This is a genomic window from bacterium Scap17, from assembly GCA_013376735.1.
Taxonomy (GTDB): Bacteria; Pseudomonadota; Gammaproteobacteria; order Pseudomonadales; family Halomonadaceae; genus Cobetia.
On record VINJ01000001.1, the window covers coordinates 1,788,934 to 1,807,501 of the forward strand.

General features: G+C 63.2%; 17 protein-coding genes. 7 read left to right on the top strand and 10 right to left on the bottom strand.

Annotation, left to right across the window (positions count from 1 at the left end; genetic code table 11):
* Positions 1–98: 98 nt before the first annotated feature.
* The 7 genes from FLM52_07795 to FLM52_07825 all read right to left on the bottom strand — a co-directional run bounded on the left by FLM52_07795 (position 99) and on the right by FLM52_07825 (position 7,392).
* Positions 99–1,490 (bottom strand): amidase, encoded by a 1,392-nt coding sequence (locus tag FLM52_07795; protein ID NVN55684.1) that lies wholly within the window; start codon positions 1,488–1,490, stop codon positions 99–101.
* Positions 1,487–2,170 carry a DUF2848 domain-containing protein gene (locus FLM52_07800; GenBank protein ID NVN55685.1) on the bottom strand — a complete coding sequence of 228 codons (684 nt, stop codon included), beginning with the start codon at positions 2,168–2,170 and terminating at the stop codon, positions 1,487–1,489. Before FLM52_07800 ends, FLM52_07795 begins: the two co-directional genes overlap by 4 nt.
* 114 nt (positions 2,171–2,284) lie before the next feature.
* A complete protein-coding gene (locus tag FLM52_07805; protein NVN55686.1) occupies positions 2,285–3,565 on the bottom strand; it encodes a TRAP transporter large permease in 1,281 nt (426 codons plus the stop codon).
* Positions 3,565–4,170, bottom strand: a complete 606-nt coding sequence (locus FLM52_07810; protein NVN55687.1) for a TRAP transporter small permease — start codon at positions 4,168–4,170, stop codon at positions 3,565–3,567. Before FLM52_07810 ends, FLM52_07805 begins: the two co-directional genes overlap by 1 nt.
* Before the next feature lie 164 nt (positions 4,171–4,334).
* Positions 4,335–5,381, bottom strand: a complete 1,047-nt coding sequence (locus FLM52_07815; GenBank protein NVN55688.1) for a TRAP transporter substrate-binding protein — start codon at positions 5,379–5,381, stop codon at positions 4,335–4,337.
* Positions 5,382–5,473: 92 nt separating this feature from the next.
* Positions 5,474–6,274, bottom strand: a complete 801-nt coding sequence (locus FLM52_07820) for a putative hydro-lyase (protein ID NVN55689.1) — start codon at positions 6,272–6,274, stop codon at positions 5,474–5,476.
* A 215-nt stretch (positions 6,275–6,489) separates the two neighbouring features.
* Complete coding sequence (locus tag FLM52_07825; protein ID NVN55690.1) at positions 6,490–7,392, bottom strand: LysR family transcriptional regulator; 903 nt, start codon at positions 7,390–7,392, stop codon at positions 6,490–6,492.
* Positions 7,393–7,531: 139 nt separating this feature from the next.
* On the opposite strand from FLM52_07825, the gene FLM52_07830 reads away from it, so the two are divergent.
* From FLM52_07830 to FLM52_07855, 6 genes are all read left to right on the top strand, one after another.
* On the top strand, positions 7,532–7,717 hold the full coding sequence (locus FLM52_07830; GenBank protein ID NVN55691.1) for a hypothetical protein: 186 nt from the start codon (positions 7,532–7,534) through the stop codon (positions 7,715–7,717).
* A gap of 153 nt (positions 7,718–7,870) precedes the next feature.
* Positions 7,871–8,800, top strand: a complete 930-nt coding sequence (locus tag FLM52_07835) for a LysR family transcriptional regulator (protein ID NVN55692.1) — start codon at positions 7,871–7,873, stop codon at positions 8,798–8,800.
* 408 nt (positions 8,801–9,208) lie between these two features.
* Complete coding sequence (locus FLM52_07840) at positions 9,209–10,237, top strand: TRAP transporter substrate-binding protein DctP (GenBank protein NVN55693.1); 1,029 nt, start codon at positions 9,209–9,211, stop codon at positions 10,235–10,237.
* Positions 10,238–10,462: 225 nt separating this feature from the next.
* Complete coding sequence (locus FLM52_07845; protein NVN55694.1) at positions 10,463–11,029, top strand: TRAP transporter small permease; 567 nt, start codon at positions 10,463–10,465, stop codon at positions 11,027–11,029.
* Positions 11,026–12,303, top strand: coding sequence for a TRAP transporter large permease (locus FLM52_07850; protein NVN55695.1), 1,278 nt, complete (start codon positions 11,026–11,028; stop codon positions 12,301–12,303). Before FLM52_07845 ends, FLM52_07850 begins: the two co-directional genes overlap by 4 nt.
* Positions 12,304–12,309: 6 nt before the next feature.
* Positions 12,310–13,071, top strand: a complete 762-nt coding sequence (locus FLM52_07855; GenBank protein ID NVN55696.1) for a M15 family metallopeptidase — start codon at positions 12,310–12,312, stop codon at positions 13,069–13,071.
* Positions 13,072–13,197: 126 nt separating this feature from the next.
* On the opposite strand, the gene FLM52_07860 is transcribed toward FLM52_07855, so the two are convergent.
* Positions 13,198–14,475, bottom strand: a complete 1,278-nt coding sequence (locus FLM52_07860; protein NVN55697.1) for a Zn-dependent hydrolase — start codon at positions 14,473–14,475, stop codon at positions 13,198–13,200.
* A 69-nt stretch (positions 14,476–14,544) separates the two neighbouring features.
* Positions 14,545–15,381: a FadR family transcriptional regulator gene (locus FLM52_07865; protein ID NVN55698.1), complete on the bottom strand. Its 837-nt coding sequence runs from the start codon at positions 15,379–15,381 to the stop codon at positions 14,545–14,547.
* Positions 15,382–15,530: 149 nt separating this feature from the next.
* On the opposite strand from FLM52_07865, the gene FLM52_07870 reads away from it, so the two are divergent.
* Positions 15,531–17,042 carry an FAD-binding protein gene (locus FLM52_07870; protein ID NVN55699.1) on the top strand — a complete coding sequence of 504 codons (1,512 nt, stop codon included), beginning with the start codon at positions 15,531–15,533 and terminating at the stop codon, positions 17,040–17,042.
* A 188-nt stretch (positions 17,043–17,230) separates the two neighbouring features.
* Here the strand turns inward: FLM52_07870 and FLM52_07875 are convergent, their stop codons facing one another.
* On the bottom strand, positions 17,231–18,463 hold the full coding sequence (locus FLM52_07875) for an alpha-hydroxy-acid oxidizing protein (GenBank protein NVN55700.1): 1,233 nt from the start codon (positions 18,461–18,463) through the stop codon (positions 17,231–17,233).
* Between the last annotated feature and the right edge of the window lie 105 nt (positions 18,464–18,568).

Below are 18,568 nucleotides of genomic sequence, written 5' to 3' on the forward strand. Positions count from 1 at the left end.
GCCCCTTTTGCGTTTTGTGCTCGGCCGCTGCTGAGCTAAGCCGTTGCTGTGGCAGCCATTGCTGCGGTCAGTCGTTGCTGCGCTAAGCCGGCACAGCACTATTGCGCGAGCAGTGTCTCCAGCGCCTGGGCGACGCGCAGCAGCGCCACATCCTGCCCCTGAGGGCGCGACAGCATCAGGCCCAGCGGTTCCTCGTTCTGTGGTGCCGGCGCCGGAATCGAGATCGAGCTGGCATCCAGGTAGTTGAAGACGCTGGTGTTGCGCAGCGCGCGCTTGTTGAGCTGGGCGAAGAGCGCGCCATCCTGCTCCAGCAGGTCACGACGTGGGGCACGCATGGCAACGGTCGGCATCAGCACCGCATCGACATCCTGCACCTGCTGAGCAAAGCGTTGCTGGATGGCAGTGCGCGGCCACAGGCGCGCCAGATATTCGCTGGAGGTGATGTCGCGCCCACCATTCAGGCGTTCGGCGATCAGCGGATCATACTGGGCTTCGTGGGCGGCCAGCAGTTCGTGATGCACGGCGGCCGCTTCCGGAATGACCAGGCCGCCGCGCTGGTTGATGGCGTAAGCGGCCTCGATGGCCTCGATCGGCGCACGCTGGAGGCGAACTCCCAGCCCTTCGAGCCGTTCCAGCAGGGCGGCGAAGTCGGCGGCCACATCGGCGTCCACTTCACTGACCAGCTCGCTCTCCGGCACCAGCAGCGTCAGCGGGCGAGTGAGCGGCGTCGGGTCAGCGACCTCACCGCTCAGGACTTCCCACAGGAGGCGACAGCAGGCGACGCTGGGCGCGATGGGGCCGATGCAGTCCAGGCTGGGTGACAGCGGGAAGGCGCCATCTCCCGGCACGCTGGCCTGTGACGGCTTGAAGCCCGTCAGGCCACAGAAGGCCGCCGGAATCCGCAGCGAGCCGCCGGTATCGCTGCCCAGGGTCGCAGCTGCCAGCCCGAAGGCGACGGAGGCGGCGCCGCCGGAGGTCGAGCCGCCGGTGATGCGCTCGCCATCGAAGGGGTTGGGCGGCGTGCCGACATGCGGGTTCAGGCCCAGGCCAGAGAACGCGAACTCGCTCATGCTGGTGCGGCCGGCATGCAGGATACCGGCGGCTTTCAGGCGGCTCAGCGCCACAGCGTCCTGATCGGCTGGTTGGCTTGCTGCCAGTGCCCGCGAGCCTGCCAGCGTCGTCATGTCGGTCTCGTCGAAGAGGTCCTTGATCGAGACCGGAACACCCCCCAGCGGCAACGACGTCGCCGCCGCCTTGAGTTGCTGCTGAGCGGCGGCCTGCACACTCATGCCAGCATCATCGCGGCTGATGATGCTGTGGCTGGCGCTCTCGCCCAGGGCCTGATGGCGCTCGGCAAGCACCGTGGCGGTCTGCTCGGGGCCGAAACTGCCTGTCTGATAGGCGGCCAGCAACTGCGTCAACGTGCGCTGGCGGGGCGAGCGCGCCCAGAATTCACGCGCCTGCTCAAGGCGCTTGTGCTCATCACTCATGCCACCACCTCAAGTTCTTCCACCTCATAACGGTGCTCGATGCGACGACCGGTCTGCGGGTCGATCAGGCGCATGGTAAAGCTCGGGCTGGGGCGGATGCCACCGATCGCCGGCACGGTGCCGCACAGCAGCACGCTGTTGGGGGCCAGGCTGCCGTCCTTGGCGATACCGGCCGGCAGGCGCTCCATCAGGGTGGCGACCGGCAGCAGCTCAGCGAGAGTGCCCTGCTGATAGCGCACGGTCTTGCCGGCGTCTTCGATCTCGCTTTCGATCTCGAGGCTGTCCCAGTGGTCGATGACCTCACTGAGCTTCCAGGCGTGGCGGGCAATCGGCTTGGCGCACAGCTGCTTGGATTCGGCGACGCCGACGGCTTCGAGCTTGCGGTCGGTGTGGTCCGAGGCGATCGTCACCCACAGGGTGCCCTCGGCGTCGCTGACCAGACAGGTCTCGACCTCACCGGAGCCTTCGCCGCCGAGCATCGCGACCTGTGAGGCCTGGGTCAGGGTCTCGCGGGTCACGCGGTAGAACAGCGGGGTCTGGGAGGGCGGCGCCACGCCCAGCAGCTTGAGCTCGTCGATATGGTGCTGCACGCCCGCCTGGTCGCGTCCGGCCCAGCCGGCAATCGCGACGCGCTGGACATCAAGGGTGAATTCGCCGTTGTCATGGGTAAAGGTCAGCATGGGAATCGCTCCGTTATCGGGGGTTGTCGTTGTTCTGTGCAGGAAGTCTTGAGTGAACGGTGTTGCGCCAATGACACCTGCCGGCTTGCCAGCAGGTGCCTCGCAAAAGTGGATTTACAGCGCCGAAGGCAGCCACAGCGCGATCTGCGGGAAGGCCACCAGCAGCGCGGCCATCACCAGCATCGCGCCCAGATACGGCAGGGTGCCGATGATGACGTCGGCGAAGGCTTCGCCACGCCGTGAGGCCTGCACGATGTAGAGGTTCAGGCCGACTGGCGGGGTGATCAGTGCCAGCTCGACGAACAGGATCATCACGATGCCGAACCACACTTTGTCGTAACCGGCCGCCGCGATCAGCGGAGTGACGATGGGGATGGTGATGACCATCAGCGACAGGGTCTCGATGAAGAAACCGAGCACGATGAACAGTGCGATCACCGCCATCAGCAGCGCGAAGGGCCCCAGGTCATAGGCCTCGAGCAGGCCGGTGACCTGCTGGACCATGCCGGAGGAGGCCAGCGCGAAGTTGAGGAAGGAGGCCGCCATGATGATGAACAGGATCATCGAGGTGGTCTTGACGGTGCCATCCAGCGCGCGGCTGATCATCGACAGATTCAGCGAGCGGTTGATGGCGGCGAGGCCCAGCGAGGCCAGCACGCCGATGGCGGCGGCTTCGGTCGGCGTCGCCCAGCCCAGATAGATGGAGCCGACGATGACGATGAACAGCACCAGCAACGGCAGCAGGAATGACAGGCTCTTGATGCGTGTGCTCCAGCTGGCGCTCTGACGCGGGCCGCCCAGTGACGGCTTCCAGACACATAGCAGCAGCGAGGCCAGCATGAACAGCGCCGCCAGGCCGAGGCCCGGCACCAGGCCGGCCATGAACAGCTTCGGGATGGAGGTCTCGGTCAGGAAGCCATAGACGATCAGGTTGATCGACGGCGGAATCAGGATGCCCAGGGTGCCGCCCGCGGCGATGCTGCCGCAGAACAGCTTGGCGTCATAACCGAGCTTCTTGCCCTGGGGAAGTGCCACGGTCGAGACCGTGGCCGCCGTGGCCACCGAGGAGCCGGAGGTCGCCGAGAACAGCGCCGAGGTGGTGATGTTGGCGTGCAGCAGGCCGCCTGGCAGCCACGACAGCCAGTGGTCCATGGCGCGGTAGGCCTTCTCGGCGATGCCGGCGCGCACGATGATCTCGCCCATCAGCACGAACAGCGGAATCGCGATCAGCAGGAAGGAGTCCGCGGCAGACCACAGGTTCTGGCCCAGCGCCTTGGTCAGCGGGAAGAAGGAATAGAACTGGTCGATCCCGAAGGCGAGCAGAAAGAGAGTGACCGCAACCGGAATGCCGGCCAGCAGCAGGGTGAGGATACCCACCGAAAGAAAGCCCAACATCAGCGTGTCTCCTTGGTCGTGGAGGCCGCCTGGGCCAGAGCCCCTTCGCTTTCTCCGTGATCGGGGCCGGCCAGTGTCTCCAGCGTGGTGGTATCACGCAGACAGGCGGCAACGAGAACGCGCAGTCCCAGCACGCTGGTGGTGATCGCGAACCAGGCATAACCGGACAACCACAGCAGCTGCGGAATCCACAGCGGCGTCGCCAGCGGGGTGTTGGCGGTGGAACCGTTGCTCAGCGACTTGCCGAGCACCGGCCAGGCATTGATCAGAATCACCCAGGCCACCAGGTTCAGCGCCAGCATCGCGAGGATGTCCAGGGTGTGACGCGAGAAGGCCGGCAGCTTGCCGTGCACGACATCGATACGGATGTGGGCGCGCTCCATCAGGGTATGTGACAGACCCCACGCCGAGAGCATCGCCAGCACATAGCCGGCATATTCATGCACGCCGGGCAGCGGATGATTGAACAGTTGGCGCATGAGGATTTCCGCGCCGATGAAGACCACGACGGCCAGTAACAACAGGCCCATCAGGCGTGCGGCGTGGCGCGATATCGCGCGTGTCAGGGACACGAGGACATCGAGTGCGTGAAGGAAGGAATTCATGAGTCGGGTCCTGCTGGGGCGCTGAACGACGCTGATCCGTGCCAATCAGGCGAGGTGCAGGCGTTCAGCGCCGTGTCTCTGGGGAGCATGTCTGCCGTATCCGGGCAGGGCGGGGCTATCGGCACCTGCTCGCGAACAGGCTTCGGTGAGCAGGTGCCGCTGGATCACTCCGCGCTAGCGGTCAGGCCGACGACCTTGCCGACGCTCTCGTTCCAGGTCTTGCGCGTCTCGGCATCGACACGCGTCGCCCAGGCAGGCAGGACGGTGTCTTCGAGCGCCGCACGTGCGCGCTTGGCGTCGTCATCGCTGAAGTCGACCAGCGTCATGTCGGCGCTCTTGCCCAGCGGGCAATCGCCTTCGCCGGTCAGGCAGGCCACGCCACGTGCGGTCTCGCCACGCGCGTTTTCCCACACCGGCGCGGTGAACTCGCTATCCACCTGTTGCTGGATCAGGGTCTGGGTCTCGGCACCCAGGCCCTGCCACTTGTCCTGATTGATGGCGGTGATCACGTAATCCCAGCCACCCAGCGGCAGTGGCATCAGGTGGCTGGACACTTCATGCCAGCCGGCGCTGTAGCCGGAGAGCGAACCGGTGACGGCGCAGTCGATGACGCCACGCTCTAGGGAGCCGGGCACCTCGTTGAAGGCGATGTTGAGGCTCTGTGCGCCCAGCGCCTCGATGAACTCACCGGTGGAGCGGCCGCTGGCACGCACCTTCTTGTCCTGCAGGTCATCGAGCCCTTCGATCGGGGTATTGCAGAACAGCACCTGGGCCGGATACGGCACGATCGCCAGCACGTGGCTGTTGAAGCGCTTGTTCATGGTGGACTCCGCCAGGGGGCGGAAGGCCTCGGCGACCTTCTGCGCTTTCTCGGCAGTGGGGGCCATCATCGGCAGGTCCAGCCCCTCGAGTTCCGGCGCATCGGACACGGTGTAGTCGGCCACGGTCATGCCGACATCGAAGACACCATCGCCCAGATAGCGATAGACGTCAGAGCCGGGGATGCCCATCTGATCGAAGGTGGTCACCTGGGTGCTGAGTTCACCGCTGCTGGCGGCCGGGAGGGTCTCGCTCCAGAACGGCTTCTCGAACTGACGGTTGAGCTCCAGGCTGCTCCAGCTGCCTACCACGTTGAGGGTATCGGCAGCATTGGCGCTACCGGCGGCGGCGAGTGCGAGACCAAGGGCGGAGAGGGCAAAACGTGTCTTCATGGGAATCACCATTGTTGTTGTGCATCTGGTGTTATCGAAAGAATCTGGCGGTCTTGTCTGTTGCGGAGCAGGTCCGTGGCTCCCACAAGCGGTCATCCGTATTTGAGGCGATGATTGGGGATATCGGTAATCAGCATGTGGCCCGGGCTATGCGCGATCGCCAATGGCAGTCGGGCATTCTCCAGCGCCAGTTGTGGCGTGACGCCACAGGCCCAGAACACCGGCATGTCACCTGTCTCAAGCGTAGGCGCATCGCCGAAGTCGGGACTTTCGATATCGGAAATACCGATCAAGGCGGGGTCGCCCAGATGGACGGGGGCACCGTGCACACGAGGCATGTCGGTGGTGATCTGGATCGCGCGAATGGCGTGCGCCGCCGACATCGGGCGCAGGGATACCACCAGGTTGCCGTGGAAGCGCCCGGCACTGATCAGCGGGATATTGGTGCGATACATCGGCACGTTGCGCTTGAGGCGCGTATGGCGAACCTCGACACCCTCGTTGAGCAGCGCCTCTTCGAACGAGAACGAGCAGCCGATGGAAAACGCCACGAAATCGTTCTGCCACAGGGCGGCGATATCCTCGCGCGTTTCCTCAAGCTTGCCGTGACGGTAGATGTGATAGGCCGGCAGGTCGTGGCGCAGGTCGATGTTATCACCGAGCCCTGTCGGGGCGGGAGAACCGATGGCCGTGACATCCAGCAACGGGCAGGCCTTGGGGTTGGCTTGGCAGAATTGCAGAAATTCGCCGGCAGCCTCGGCTGGCAGGATGATCAGGTTGGTCTGAGCGTAGCCGGCAGCGATACCGCTGGTGTGGCTGGCCCAATGACCGCTGCGGATCTGCTCGCGCGCCTCGCGGGGGGACGACGCGGCACTGAGAAGTGTCTGGAGCATCGTGGGGGCTTCTTGTGAAGTTGTTGTTGTCTGTCTTCACCATAAGAAGCGCACCCGGATAAATCCAATCGATTTTTGTCGAGTCAAGGCATCGGAAATTCCTTTCATGTGGTGTGTGAAATGGCCCGTCGCAGGCCCGCGAGACGTGAGCGAGACAGGAAAAGTGGGAGCAGGAACATGGGGAATGCGAGAGCGTCGTTGGCAGATAGCGAAGCTCAGGACAGACGTGAATGCGCCTCCTGATCCTGGCGGGCTATCTCGATGGCAAGCTCGCAGACCCCTTCGGCGAGGGCGCTTTCCATATGGGTCGGCCAGGAGGCGGTGAAGGTCAGTTCTGGCAGGTCGCAGGGCAGGCTGAGCAGGGTGCCCTGGCGGATTTCCTCGGCGACGATGCGCGGCGGGATGGCGCCGACGCCGAGGCCATCCAGCGTCATGCGCACGATGGTCCATAGCGAGCTTGAACAATGCAGCTTCACGTCATCGAGTCCCATCTGGTGCAGCATGGAGCCAAGTTCATGGTGGGGTCGACTGTTGCGGGCAAACGAGATCAGCGGCAGAGAATTCAGGCGCCGCAACGAGAAGTTGTCTTCGGTGAAGCCCAGCGCGGGACTGATCACGAAGCCCATCGTGTAGTTGCAGAGAAAACGATTGAGCACGCTCTCTGCCGTCACCGGCCCCATCAGAAAGGCGAGGTCGATATCGCCGGCGGTGAGCATGGCGGCAAGCCCCGGGGAGCTGTCGACCTCGAGTTCCAGCGTGAGGTCCGGATAGCGGCGCGCCAGTTCGGCCAGAAACCCGGGCAGCCAGCTATGCGCGACGGTCTCGACGACGCCCAGTCGCAGCACGCCCTGGAAGGGCGTATTCAACTCCATCATGGACAGCGCTTTCTGGCGCGCCTCCAGCAACGCCTCGGCGTGGCGATAGAATTCGCGCCCCTTGAGCGTCGGCTGTACCGGTCGGCGAGTGCGCTCCAGCAGGCGGGTCTCCAGCGTGGTTTCCAGCTTGTTGATGCGTTCGGAAATCGAGGGCTGGGTTAGATGCAGGTGCTGAGCGGCCAGCCGGAACGACCCCAGGCGCGTGATCCACACGAAGGCTTCCACTTCCTTGAAATCGAACATGGCCAGATCCTGTCTCAATGGATGATGCAACCCTGGGCCTACACTACCATTCGTTGAGAAATTGCGTTCCCTGCTGCTTGTGTTCCGGTACGATGTGAGGCATCAAGAGATGGTTGATTTTCATGAAAAAGGAATGATGATGAAGTCTAGCGTGCGAGTTGTCAGCCTGGTGATGCTGAGTGCCCTTTTCGTGGCAGGGTGCAGTTATACACCGGCGCGGATCGATGCCGAGCCAATCATCGAGATCGGTGATGGACACCATGACCACAAGCGGGGAGGCGGTGACTTCTGCCCGCCGGGGCAGGCCAAGAAAGGTAACTGCTGATCACGTTGAACCAGAAGGAGCCGCTCATGCGGCTCCTTTTTCGTTGTCGATCGCTTCCCGATATGGGCCTCTGGAGTCGCTCGGTCTGCAAGGATATCCTGCGTGATCCGAGTCTTGCCTCTTCCTCCACTGCTGCTGGCGGGTACTGTCTCCATGCTCAATCCCAAGGCGCTGACGGCGCTGAATGAAATCATCCGCCGGGGCTCACTGCGGCGCGCGGCGAGGCATCTGAATCTTGACCCTTCGGCGGTGAGCCGCCAGATCAAGCAGCTGGAAGAAGAGGTAGGTGTCGCGTTGTGCGAGCGCAGCGAGACGGGCATGCGCGCCACCCAGGCCGGGGTGTTGTTGCTTGATCACTTTCATCGCCAGCAGGCGGCGGAGGCGGCAGCGCTCTCGCAGCTGAGCGCCTTGCAGGGCCTGCGCAGTGGTGAGGTGAGAATCGCGGTGGGCGAAGGCTTCATTGCCGATCTGATCTCGCTGCCGTTGCAGAGCTTCATGGCACGTCATCCCGGCATCGAGGTCGTGGTGCGCATGGCGGGGGTGAATGAGGCGACTGAGCTGTTGCGCGACTTCGAGGTGGATATCGCGCTGCTCTACGCCCCGCCTGTCGATCCGATTCTTTGCTGTCATGTGGAGACCTGCCAGCCGTTGGATCTGATCGTGCCGGCGGAGCATCCGCTACTCGAGATCGCAGAGCCGTTGACGCTTTCGCAGGTGGCGCAATGGCCGCTGGCGCTGATCGATGAATGTACCGGCATGCGTCAGATGGTCAATCAGGCGGCGCAGCAGGAGCGGGTCTCGCTGCGCGCGCAGTTGCGCACCAATTCTGTGTCGGTGCTCAAGAATTTCGTGCGTTCGGGGATCGGCGTGACCTTCATGCCGGAGTTGAGCGTGGTGGAGGAGCTGCGGCGCGGCGATATCTGCCTGCTGCCGATGCAGCACCCCGCGCTGGCGACGACCCGTGCGCAGATGTGTACGCGGCGTGGGCGCGAGATGACCGTCGCCGTCGAGGCCTGCATCACCCATCTTCAGCAGGGCCTGCGATTCTTTACCGCGGATGCGCCACGCCTGCTGGGCAAGTGACGTTCGACAAGTGCCATTCGCCACGTGACATTCAAGCAGCATCGCTCTACGCACAGGCCAGGGTATCGGTGCTGACGGGTGCTTGTTCAGCTCTATCTCCTCACACAACTATCCCATTGCACAGGCCATTCTCTCGCTCAGTGCAGCATGTCACAGAACGTCCCGACTGCCCCGTACAGCCCATGTTGGCGGGGCAGTTGTCGTCAGGCAGCGCACTATTCAGGCGCTTTTTCAGGTGTGGACGAAAAAACAACACACTGGCGATTGATTAGTCTACAGCGGCAACGCTACTTTCGATGTGTGAAGGCGAAAGTCCCTCACCTTGACTGGCCGCAGGGCCACACTGACAAAGGCGGCGTCACTCCCGCCGCATACAACGAATATTTACAACAACAAAAGGGAATCCACATGTCCTTGTCCAAGACATCTCTGCTGCGCAAGACGCTCACCGGTTCCACTCTGGCGCTCAGCCTGCTGGCGGCCAGCGTGCAGGCCCAGACCATCAACCTCAGCTACAACGGTGCGCCGGATGCCGACAAGAATGCGGTGCATGTCTTCGCCAGCAATCTGAAGACCCTGGTGGAAGAGAAGACCGACGGCGAGCTGGAACTCAAGCTCTATCCCAACAGCATGCTGGGCGAGGAGCAGGAGCGCATGGAGCAGGTGATCAGCGCCCCGAACCTGAACATCGCCTCCTTCGCGGGCATGGCCCCCATCGTGCCAGAAGTCTATGTCAGCGCGACGCCGTTCATGTTCGACGGCTTTGATGAGGCGCGCCGTTTCTTCGATGAGGGGCAGTACTGGCAGCAGGTGCAGCAACTGTTCAGCGAGCGCACCAATGGCGCCGAGATTCTGGCCGTCGTCGAGGAAGGGGGCTTTCTGGCCTTCACCAACGACAAGCGCCCGATCACCAGCCCTGATGATTTCGAAGGCCTGCGTTTTCGCGCGATGGACCCAAGCCAGGTAGCGCTCTACGAGGCCTTCGGTGCCTCGGGCACGCCGATTCCGTGGACGGAGGTCTACATGGCGCTGCGCACGGGGGTGGCGGATGGCCAGATGAACCCGCCGATGTACATCCTGCTTGGCAGTCTGCAGGAAGTGCAGAAGTACCTGACACTGGCCAACATCCAGTATTCCGATCAGTTCCTGGTGGCCAATGGTCAGCTGCTCGAGAGCCTGTCGGACGAGGAGCGCACGGCACTTCTCGAGGCGGTTCAGGAAGCCAATGCCCAGGCCCGTCAGGACAACCAGAACCAGGTCGAGTCACGTATCGCCTCGCTGGAAGAGCAGGGCATGCAAGTGATCCGTCCCAGTGAGGCTGATCTCGAGGCATTTCGCAGCAAGGGCCAGCCGGCCTACCTCGAATGGCTCAAGAGCCAGGACATCGCGCCAGAGCTGATCGACACCGCCATGAAGGATGCTGGCCTGTCCTCGTGATGGCCTGTCGCGATGGTCTTTCGAGATGGCTTGTTGCGATGGTCTGTTGCGATGACCTGACACGCTGACACGCTGACACGCTGACACGCTGACTCGGTGAAAGGCGAGTGACGCTCAAGCATCAGCGAGCATCCCGCTGCGGTACCCGGTGCCCGGGCAGTGACAGTCCGGGCATCGAGGCTCTGAATTTCCCTCCTTGCTGGTGGATTGCGGTAAATGACTTCCATGACTCCTTCACGACAGCTTTCCCTGCGGGAAGGCCTGCTGCTTGCCTGTGGCCGCGTGACACTGGCGATAGCGGCAGTACTGCTGGCTTCCACGGTGCTGATCATGCTTTACGGCGTGGTGATGCGCTATGTATTGGGCGGCGCCCCCATCTGGGTCGATGAGCTGACCCGCTATCTCATCATCGCCAGTGTCATGCTGGCGATCGGCGTCGTCTGGGCAGAAGGGGCGCATATGCGTGTGGCGCTGCTGGAGCGGCGTCTGCCTACGCGCATGGCCAAGGTACTGATCCATTACCAATGGTGGCTGACGCTGGTGCTGATGGCCGGCGCGACCTGGATGACCTTGCACTACGCCATGTCGGCAAGCATGTTCCGCACCATGGGGCTGGGTATCAGTCGCAGCGTGCCGATGCTCTCGATGCCGATCGGCTTCGCGTTGATCACGCTGCAGGTTCTGCTGCATGGCCCACGGCCGCTGAGATCCCAGACACTGGAGATCGCACCGGACGAGGAGGCTGCCGGCCTCTCGGCGCATGATGACAAGACAGGAGGACCGCGCACATGATCTGGGCAATGCTGGCCATCTTCGTCGTGCATGTCCTGCTGGGCCTGCCGCTGTTTCTCTCCTTGCTCGCTACCGCCGTGACCGGCTTCCTGTTCATCGACCTCTCGATGCTGGAGCGCCTCGGGCCACAACAGTTCTTCGGTGGCATCAATGCCTTCTCGCTGATGGCGATTCCGCTGTTCATCCTCGCTGGCAACCTGATGAACATCAGTGGCCTGACCGAACGCCTCATGCGCCTGGCACGCCTGATGGTCGGGCATCTGCGCGGTGGCATGGGCCATGTCAACGTCGTCTCCAGCGTGTTCTTCGCCGGTGTGAATGGTTCGGCGGTCGCCGATACCTCCGCGCTGGGCTCGCTGCTGGTGCCGGCCATGCGCAAGGAGGGCTATTCGACGTCCTTTGCCGCGGGTCTGACGGCGGGCAGCTCCTTGATCGGGCCGATCATCCCGCCCAGCATCTTCATGATCCTCTACGCCTCGCTGACCAATACCTCCGTGGGCAGCCTGTTCCTGGCCGGTGTCGTACCGGGCCTGGTACTGGCGGTGGCGTTCATGGCGATGAATGCCTGGTATGCCCGACGTCATGGCCTGCAGGCACGCGGTCAGGCACCGGCACGCAGTGAAGTGATTGCAGCGATCATCGGGGCGCTGCCGGCATTGGTGGCACCGGTGATCATCGTCTCCGGTATCGTGATGGGCATCGTGACCCCGACCGAGTCCGGCGCCTTGATCGTGGCGTACGTGCTGCTCTGCGGGCTGTGCCAGGGGCCGCTCAAGCTGGTCGAGGTGTGGGGGGCCATCAAGGATACGGCGCGGCTTACCAGCGCCATCTTCGTGATCATGGCGGTGTCATCCATCGTCAGCTGGCTGCTGTCCTATGCCCAGGTGCCCAATCAGTTCGTGGCATTGCTGACGCCCTATATCGACAGCCCGATCCTGATCCTGCTGCTGCTCAGCGCCATCACCTTCGTCACTGGCATGTTCATGGAGGAAGTCTCGGCCTTGATGTTGCTGACGCCGATCTTCGTGCCCGTGGCCATGGCCGCCGGCATCGACCCCGTGCACCTGGGGGTCATCATCACGCTCAATATCACCATCGCGTTGATCACGCCGCCGATGGGCGCCTGCGTGTTCGTGGCCGCCGCGGTCAGCAAGCTCGAGATCACCTCACTGTTTCGTACCATCTGGCCGTTCGTGCTGGTGGCGGTCGCGGTGCTGCTGATGCTGATCATCTTCCCGCCTCTTACCCTGTGGTTGCCGACCCTGTCTGGATAACACCTCATGACGTCAACATTGAATCGCCCAATTCCCCCCATCCCGAGTCATGACGAGCCGGATTGGACGCAGGTCACCCGAATCCCCGTCAAGGGCTGTGACAGTACTCTGGTCCCGACCAGCCTCGGGCCGTCATGTCTGAAGGTCTATCCCGCCTATGCGCGCCTCGGTATCCCCGGGGCAGTCAATGAATGTCTGGTACGGCGCGCGGTGTATCAGCGCCTGTTGCAGGCCGCGCGCGCATTGCCGCAAGGGCTGTCGTTGGTGGTGATGGATGGATGGCGCCCCTGGCGGGTGCAGCAGTACCTGTTCGAGACGCTGTATCAGTCGCTCAAGACGCATGACCGCTCGCTTGGTGAGGCCCAGCTACTGGCGCGCACGCGGGAATTCGTCTCCTTGCCCAGTCGTGATCCTGACGCGCCGAGCCCGCATCTCACTGGCGGCGCCGTCGATGTCACCCTATGTGACGCCGATGGCTTGCTGCTCGAGATGGGGACGCTGTTTGACGAGGCGACCCCCGAGTCCCACACCGATCATTTCGAGCGTCATCCGCCTGCCAGCGATACGCCCCAGGCTGCGGCACGCGACAATCGGCGTCTGCTCTATCACGTCATGACCGAGGCCGGTTTCACCAATCTGCCCAGCGAATGGTGGCACTTCGATTTCGGTGATCAGCTCTGGGCCTGGTACCGCGGCGAACCCGAGGCGTTGTTCGGTCCGGCGGAGATGGACAGCATCGAGAGTCTCTGGAAACGCTCACTGGCGTGAAGGTGTCTGAGAATGCCTGACAGCCGCTGGCCTGCAAGACACGAAAGCCCCGCTCGATGGCGACTCGAGCGGGGCTTTCGTTTCAGCGGCTTATGCGATCAGCGTTCAGCGAGCCGTACCTGATGCTCAGCTGACGATCTCGGCCTGATCGAGCATGGCGTGGAAGAGCACGTTGCAGCCGGCGTGCAGGTCCTTGGGCGCGGCGTTCTCGATCTCGTTGTGGCTGATGCCGCCTTCGCAGGGCACGAAGATCATGCCGGCGGGGGCGATACGGCCCATGAAGATGGCGTCGTGACCGGCGCCGCTGACGATGTCGAGATGCGAGTAGCCGAGCTGGCTGGCGGCATTGCGCACCGCGTTCACGCAGTTGTCGGCGAAGTGTTCCGGCACGAAGTCGGCGGTGGGGGTGAGCTCGTAGGTCAGGCGATGCCGCTGACTGACGGCTTCGACGACTTCTTTCAGCTCCGCGACCATCGCGGTAAGGGAATCGGGTTCCAGCGAGCGCAGATCGATGGTCATGTTGACCTGCCCGGGGATGACGTTGCGTGAGCCGGGGTGGACCTGCATCACGCCCACGGTACCGCGGCCATGCGGTGCGTGATCGATGGCGATGCGATTGACGGCGACGGTGATCTCGGCCGCGCCAAGCATGGCGTCCCGGCGCAGTGACATGGGCGTGGGGCCCGCGTGCGCCTCCTGACCGGTGAGAGTCAGATCGAACCAGCGCTGGCCCAGCGCGCCCATCACCACGCCGATGGTGGTCGCTTCATCTTCCAGAATCGGGCCCTGCTCGATGTGGCTCTCGAAGAAGGCGCGCACGTTCTCGCGGGGGACCTCATCACTGCCGCGATAGCCGATGGCGTCCAGTGCCTCGCCGGCGGTCACGCCGTCGCTGTCCTGCTGGGCGAGCATCTCATGCAGTGACAACTGGCCGGTATGCACGCCAGACCCCATCATGCAGGGCGCGAAGCGACAGCCTTCTTCATTGGTCCAGACCACCACTTCCACCGGGCAGCGGGTCTTGAGGTCGTGCTGGTTGAGGCTGCGCAGGACCTCAAGCCCGGCCATCACTCCGAAACAGCCATCGAACTTGCCACCGGTCGGCTGGGTGTCGATGTGGCTGCCGGTCATCACCGCCGGCGCATCCGGGTCGGTGCCGGCGCGGCGCGCGAAGATGTTGCCGATGGCATCGATACGGATCGTGCAGCCCTCGGCCTTGCACCATTGAATGAAGAGGTCGCGCGCCTGGCGGTCCAGCTCGGTCAACGCCTGTCGGTTGACGCCGCCCTTGGGCGTGGCGCCCAGCTCGGCCAGGGTCATCAATGATTGCCACAGGCGATCGCTGTCGGTGCGCAGCTCGCTCAGGGTATTCGCGGGCGATGTGTCCAACTGGGCAGTGGTCATCGGCTTCATCCTCTTGTGAATATTGTTGTTGTGCTTCCGGTTCCGCTTTTGTTTGGTCCAGGCTTCGGGTCAGGTTCTGCTGTCGGCCATCAGCTGCGCGGGGGTGACGAGCAACTGGTCGGCCATTTCCACCTCGAGTGCCGTCATGTGGTGCTCGGCATCCTGCATGTGTTCTGTCATGAGCTGTCTGACCTGCTCATGGTCCTCGTGGCGAAACGCCGTGATCAGGCCGGAGTGGTAATGCTGATTGGCCCGATCGAACTGCTTGCGCTCCGGCAGGTAGGCTTTCTTGATGACGACCAGCTCATGCAGCATGTCGTTGAGGAACTGGCACATGAAACTGAGCAGCGGGTTGGGGCAGGCGCGTGCCAGCACCTGATGGAATTCGATTTCCAGAAAGCGCTGGCGTCGCTGGTCCTCATCCTGTGGCTGGTGGCAACTGCAGTCATGGACATTGTTCTCGAGCGCCACCAGGTCCTCTTCGCTGAGCAGGCCCACCACCGAGACCGCCATCTCGACTTCCAGCAGTCGGCGTAGCTGATAGACCTGGGCGCCATTGAGTGTCTTGAAATGCAGGAAGCTTCTCAGCATGCGGCTGGCCGGTTCCATGCTCGGCGCATTGAGCACGGCGCCGCCATTGGGCCCCGTCTTCAGGGTGATCAAGCCCTCGACCTCGAGAATCTTGAGGGCTTCGCGCAGCGTGCCCTTGGCGCAGCCATACTGGGCCATCAGCGCCTTCTCATTGGGCAGCCGGTCGCCTTCGCTCAATCCCTCGCGCACGATGCTGCGCCTCAGGTCATCACTGATCAGCTCGGCCAGCTTCTGCCGTTTGGGCAGGTGAGTGCCAGAGGCGTTGGCACTGGTGCTGGAACATGAAGTGTCCAGAGGAGAGGGCGATGTCGGCATGCGGTGTCCTGAATGGGTGAGTCAGTCAATTTATTCGTATAAATAAGCTTTAGTCGTGGACTGGGGCGCTGTCAAACCACTGAAGTGGCTTCAAGCGTTGCCGGGTATGTCATGGGCATCACGCGTCGCGACGAGGGCCGTGTCCCGGCATGCCATTGCACAACGCTCTTGAAAAGGCTTCGAAGTGGCATAAGGTTTTCATATTCGTTCCTGCTAAAGGAGGTCGTATGGAAACGCACGATTCTCAGCGCACGCGAGACACCGATATCGTCATCATTGGCGGTGGTGCTGGCGGGCTGGAGCTGGCGGTCCGCTTGGCCAAGGCAGGCCATAAGGACGTACTGCTGATCGATCGCGAGACCAGCCATGTGTGGAAGCCGCGCCTGCACGAGATCGCGGCAGGTCTCGGGCGTCGGCAGGTCGATGAACTGGGCTATGCCGGTCTGGCCGAGCAGTGGGGGTTTCGCTACGAGTGCGGCACACTCGAAAGCGTGAACCCTGAACAGCGCCAGATCACCCTGGCCGCGATCCCGGGCAGGGAAGACCACGCGAGCGCCGAGGTGCCGGCGCGCGTCAGGGGCTATTGTCAGCTGGTGCTGGCCTTGGGCGGCGTGACGCCGGACATGGGTGTCGAGGGCGTGCTGGAGCATGCCTGCCTGCTGGACTCTCCCGACAACGCCGAGCGCATCGCTCAGCAGTTCTCGCGTGGGCTGCTGGCCAATCATGTGGCGATGGAAATATCACCGACAGGCGATGCTGGCGCGTCAGCTACCCAAGGCGACGCCCAGAATGGCACTGAGGGGGGCGCGCAAGATAGTGCCAAGGAGCCCCAATGGCGGCCCTATCAGGTGATGATCGTCGGCTCCGGTGCCACCGGTGTCGAGCTGGCTGCCTACTTGCATGAGGCGCGTGGCATGCATGACGCCCCTGCACCCAAGGGCGCGAAGGTCGAGATCACGATTCTCGAGGCCACCGAGACCTTCATGCCCGGTGTCTCACAGGAACTGCGCGAGTCGATCCATCAGCGACTCGAGGAGCAGGGCATCAAGATCGAGCTATCTCGTCAGGTCGCCAAGGTGTCCCCCGGCAGTGTCGAGATCAGTGAAGGCGACGAGTCGGTGACGCGGGACGCGGATCTGGTGGTCTGGGCGGCAGGGCGCGTCGGGCCTGCCATCGTCGAGGAGATCGACGCCCTGGAAAGCAACAAGAAGCGTCAATTCACGGTGACGCCCGGTCTGCAGTGCCTCGGGCACGACAGCATCTTCGCGCTGGGCGATTGTGCCAACATCGATGAGGCGCCGCTGCCGCCCACCGCCCAGGTGGCCAGCGAGCAGGCCGAGTTTCTCGCTGCTGAACTGCCGCGTCGCCAGCAGGGAGAGCCGGCTCAGGCCTTCGAGTTCAAGGACCGCGGTACCTTGCTGTCACTCTCCAGTGCCGGCAGCGTCGGTGAGCTCAGCGGCAAGTTGAGTGACAAGCTGGGCAATGCCCAGGGTAGCAAGGGCAATGATGATCTGCAGGTGAGAGGACGCTTCGCGCGCGCCGCCTATCAGGGACTGCAGCGTCAGCACCAGTTCCTGCTGCTGGGGCCGCTGAAGGGCTCCGCCGAGGTGGTCAGCGACGTGCTGCGCCGAAGCATGGGGCCGCGTCTCAAGGTGCATTGAGTCTTGAGCGGATCTTGAGTGTGCCTTGAGCGGGTATTGAGAGGCTCTTGAGTGATTCTAGAGAGGCGCTTGAGTGAGCCTCGAGAGAGTCGCCTGCCAGTGATGACAGGCCGACATGCGCCGTGGTGGATCCCACTGGTGCATGTCGGCCTTGTGCTTTTCAGGGCGTTATTGCTGTGCCGTCGTGTTCAGGATGTCGCGCCCAGCGCGTCATGGGGTTCCTGGCGTCGTGATGCTCGCGCTGCTTCTCTCTGCGAGCTGGCCACCGGATAGGTGCCGGGCCTGAGAATCCGGGTGTCCACGTCGTGGATATCACGATGTCCGCACAGGGCCAGCGTGGTGTCGAGTTCCTTGTGGATGATCTCCAGGGACTTGGTCACGCCTTGTTCGCCCATGGCGCCGAGCCCATAGAGGAAGGCGCGACCCAGATAGACGCCCTTGGCACCCATTGCCACCGCCTTGAGCACATCCTGTCCGGAGCGGATGCCGCCGTCCATGTGGACCTCTGTCCTGTCGCCGACAGCGGCGAGAATGTCCGGCAGGGCGGAGATGGAGGAGGCGGCACCATCCAGCTGACGTCCGCCGTGATTGGAAACGATCACCGCGTCGGCACCTGCCTGCACGGCCAGCTCGGCATCTTCTGGCTCCATGATGCCCTTGATGATCAGCTTGCCGCCCCATCGATCCTTGATCCACTTGATGTCGTCCCAGCTCAGGCTCGGATCGAACTGGCTGGCGGTCCACTTCGAGAGGGAACTTAGATTCTCGGCATCCTTCACGTGGCCGGCGATGTTGCCGAAGGTGTGGCGCCGGGTCTTGAGCATGCCAGCGCACCAGCGCCACTTGGTGGCCAAGTCGAGCACGGTCGCCACGGTGGGGCGAGGGGGCACGCTCAGGCCATTGATCAGGTCCTTGTGGCGCTGGCCGATGATCTGCAGGTCAGCGGTGAGTACCAGCGCGGAACACTCCGCGGCCTTGGCGCGATCGATCAGTCGTCCGATGTAATCCTTGTCGCGCATCACGTAAAGCTGGAACCAGAACGGCCGTGAGCTGACGGACGCGACGTCCTCGATGGAACAGATGCTCATGGTCGAGAGCGTGAAGGGGATACCGAAGTCACTCGCCGCGCGTGCGGCCAGCATCTCGCCATCGGCATGCTGCATGCCGGTCAGGCCAGTCGGTGCGATCGCCACCGGCATGGCCACCTCCTCGCCGAGCATCTTCGTGCGCAGCGTGCGATTGTCCATGTCGACCATCACCCGTTGGCGCAGCCCGATCGCGGCGAAATCGGCCTCGTTGGCCCGATAGGTGGATTCCGTCCACGAGCCGGAATCGGCATAGTCGTAGAACATCTTCGGCACGCGGCGTTTCGCCAGCCGTTGCAGGTCATTGATACAGGTGATGGTCATGCGGGTCTCCATCCGTGGTGGGTCGCGCAGGGGCTGGCAGGGTCGCTTGCGCTACTGTCACCGAATCCGGTCTTGTCCAGCTATAGGCGATACGTCTAGGGGGAAGCGTTCGGGTGG

Excerpts from the sequence above, each read along its gene's own strand:
- FLM52_07795 (NVN55684.1), bottom strand. The coding sequence starts at position 1,490 with ATGAGTGATGAGCACAAGCGCCTTGAGCAGGCGCGTGAATTCTGGGCG.
- FLM52_07820 (NVN55689.1), bottom strand. The coding sequence starts at position 6,274 with ATGCTCCAGACACTTCTCAGTGCCGCGTCGTCCCCCCGCGAGGCGCGC.
- FLM52_07870 (NVN55699.1), top strand. The coding sequence starts at position 15,531 with ATGCCATTGCACAACGCTCTTGAAAAGGCTTCGAAGTGGCATAAGGTT.
- FLM52_07835 (NVN55692.1), top strand. The coding sequence starts at position 7,871 with ATGCTCAATCCCAAGGCGCTGACGGCGCTGAATGAAATCATCCGCCGG.
- FLM52_07810 (NVN55687.1), bottom strand. The coding sequence starts at position 4,170 with ATGAATTCCTTCCTTCACGCACTCGATGTCCTCGTGTCCCTGACACGC.
- FLM52_07855 (NVN55696.1), top strand. The coding sequence starts at position 12,310 with ATGACGTCAACATTGAATCGCCCAATTCCCCCCATCCCGAGTCATGAC.
- FLM52_07860 (NVN55697.1), bottom strand. The coding sequence starts at position 14,475 with ATGACCACTGCCCAGTTGGACACATCGCCCGCGAATACCCTGAGCGAG.
- FLM52_07815 (NVN55688.1), bottom strand. The coding sequence starts at position 5,381 with ATGAAGACACGTTTTGCCCTCTCCGCCCTTGGTCTCGCACTCGCCGCC.
- FLM52_07875 (NVN55700.1), bottom strand. The coding sequence starts at position 18,463 with ATGGAGACCCGCATGACCATCACCTGTATCAATGACCTGCAACGGCTG.
- FLM52_07825 (NVN55690.1), bottom strand. The coding sequence starts at position 7,392 with ATGTTCGATTTCAAGGAAGTGGAAGCCTTCGTGTGGATCACGCGCCTG.
- FLM52_07840 (NVN55693.1), top strand. The coding sequence starts at position 9,209 with ATGTCCTTGTCCAAGACATCTCTGCTGCGCAAGACGCTCACCGGTTCC.
- FLM52_07865 (NVN55698.1), bottom strand. The coding sequence starts at position 15,381 with ATGCCGACATCGCCCTCTCCTCTGGACACTTCATGTTCCAGCACCAGT.
- FLM52_07830 (NVN55691.1), top strand. The coding sequence starts at position 7,532 with ATGAAGTCTAGCGTGCGAGTTGTCAGCCTGGTGATGCTGAGTGCCCTT.
- FLM52_07850 (NVN55695.1), top strand. The coding sequence starts at position 11,026 with ATGATCTGGGCAATGCTGGCCATCTTCGTCGTGCATGTCCTGCTGGGC.
- FLM52_07845 (NVN55694.1), top strand. The coding sequence starts at position 10,463 with ATGACTCCTTCACGACAGCTTTCCCTGCGGGAAGGCCTGCTGCTTGCC.
- FLM52_07805 (NVN55686.1), bottom strand. The coding sequence starts at position 3,565 with ATGTTGGGCTTTCTTTCGGTGGGTATCCTCACCCTGCTGCTGGCCGGC.
- FLM52_07800 (NVN55685.1), bottom strand. The coding sequence starts at position 2,170 with ATGCTGACCTTTACCCATGACAACGGCGAATTCACCCTTGATGTCCAG.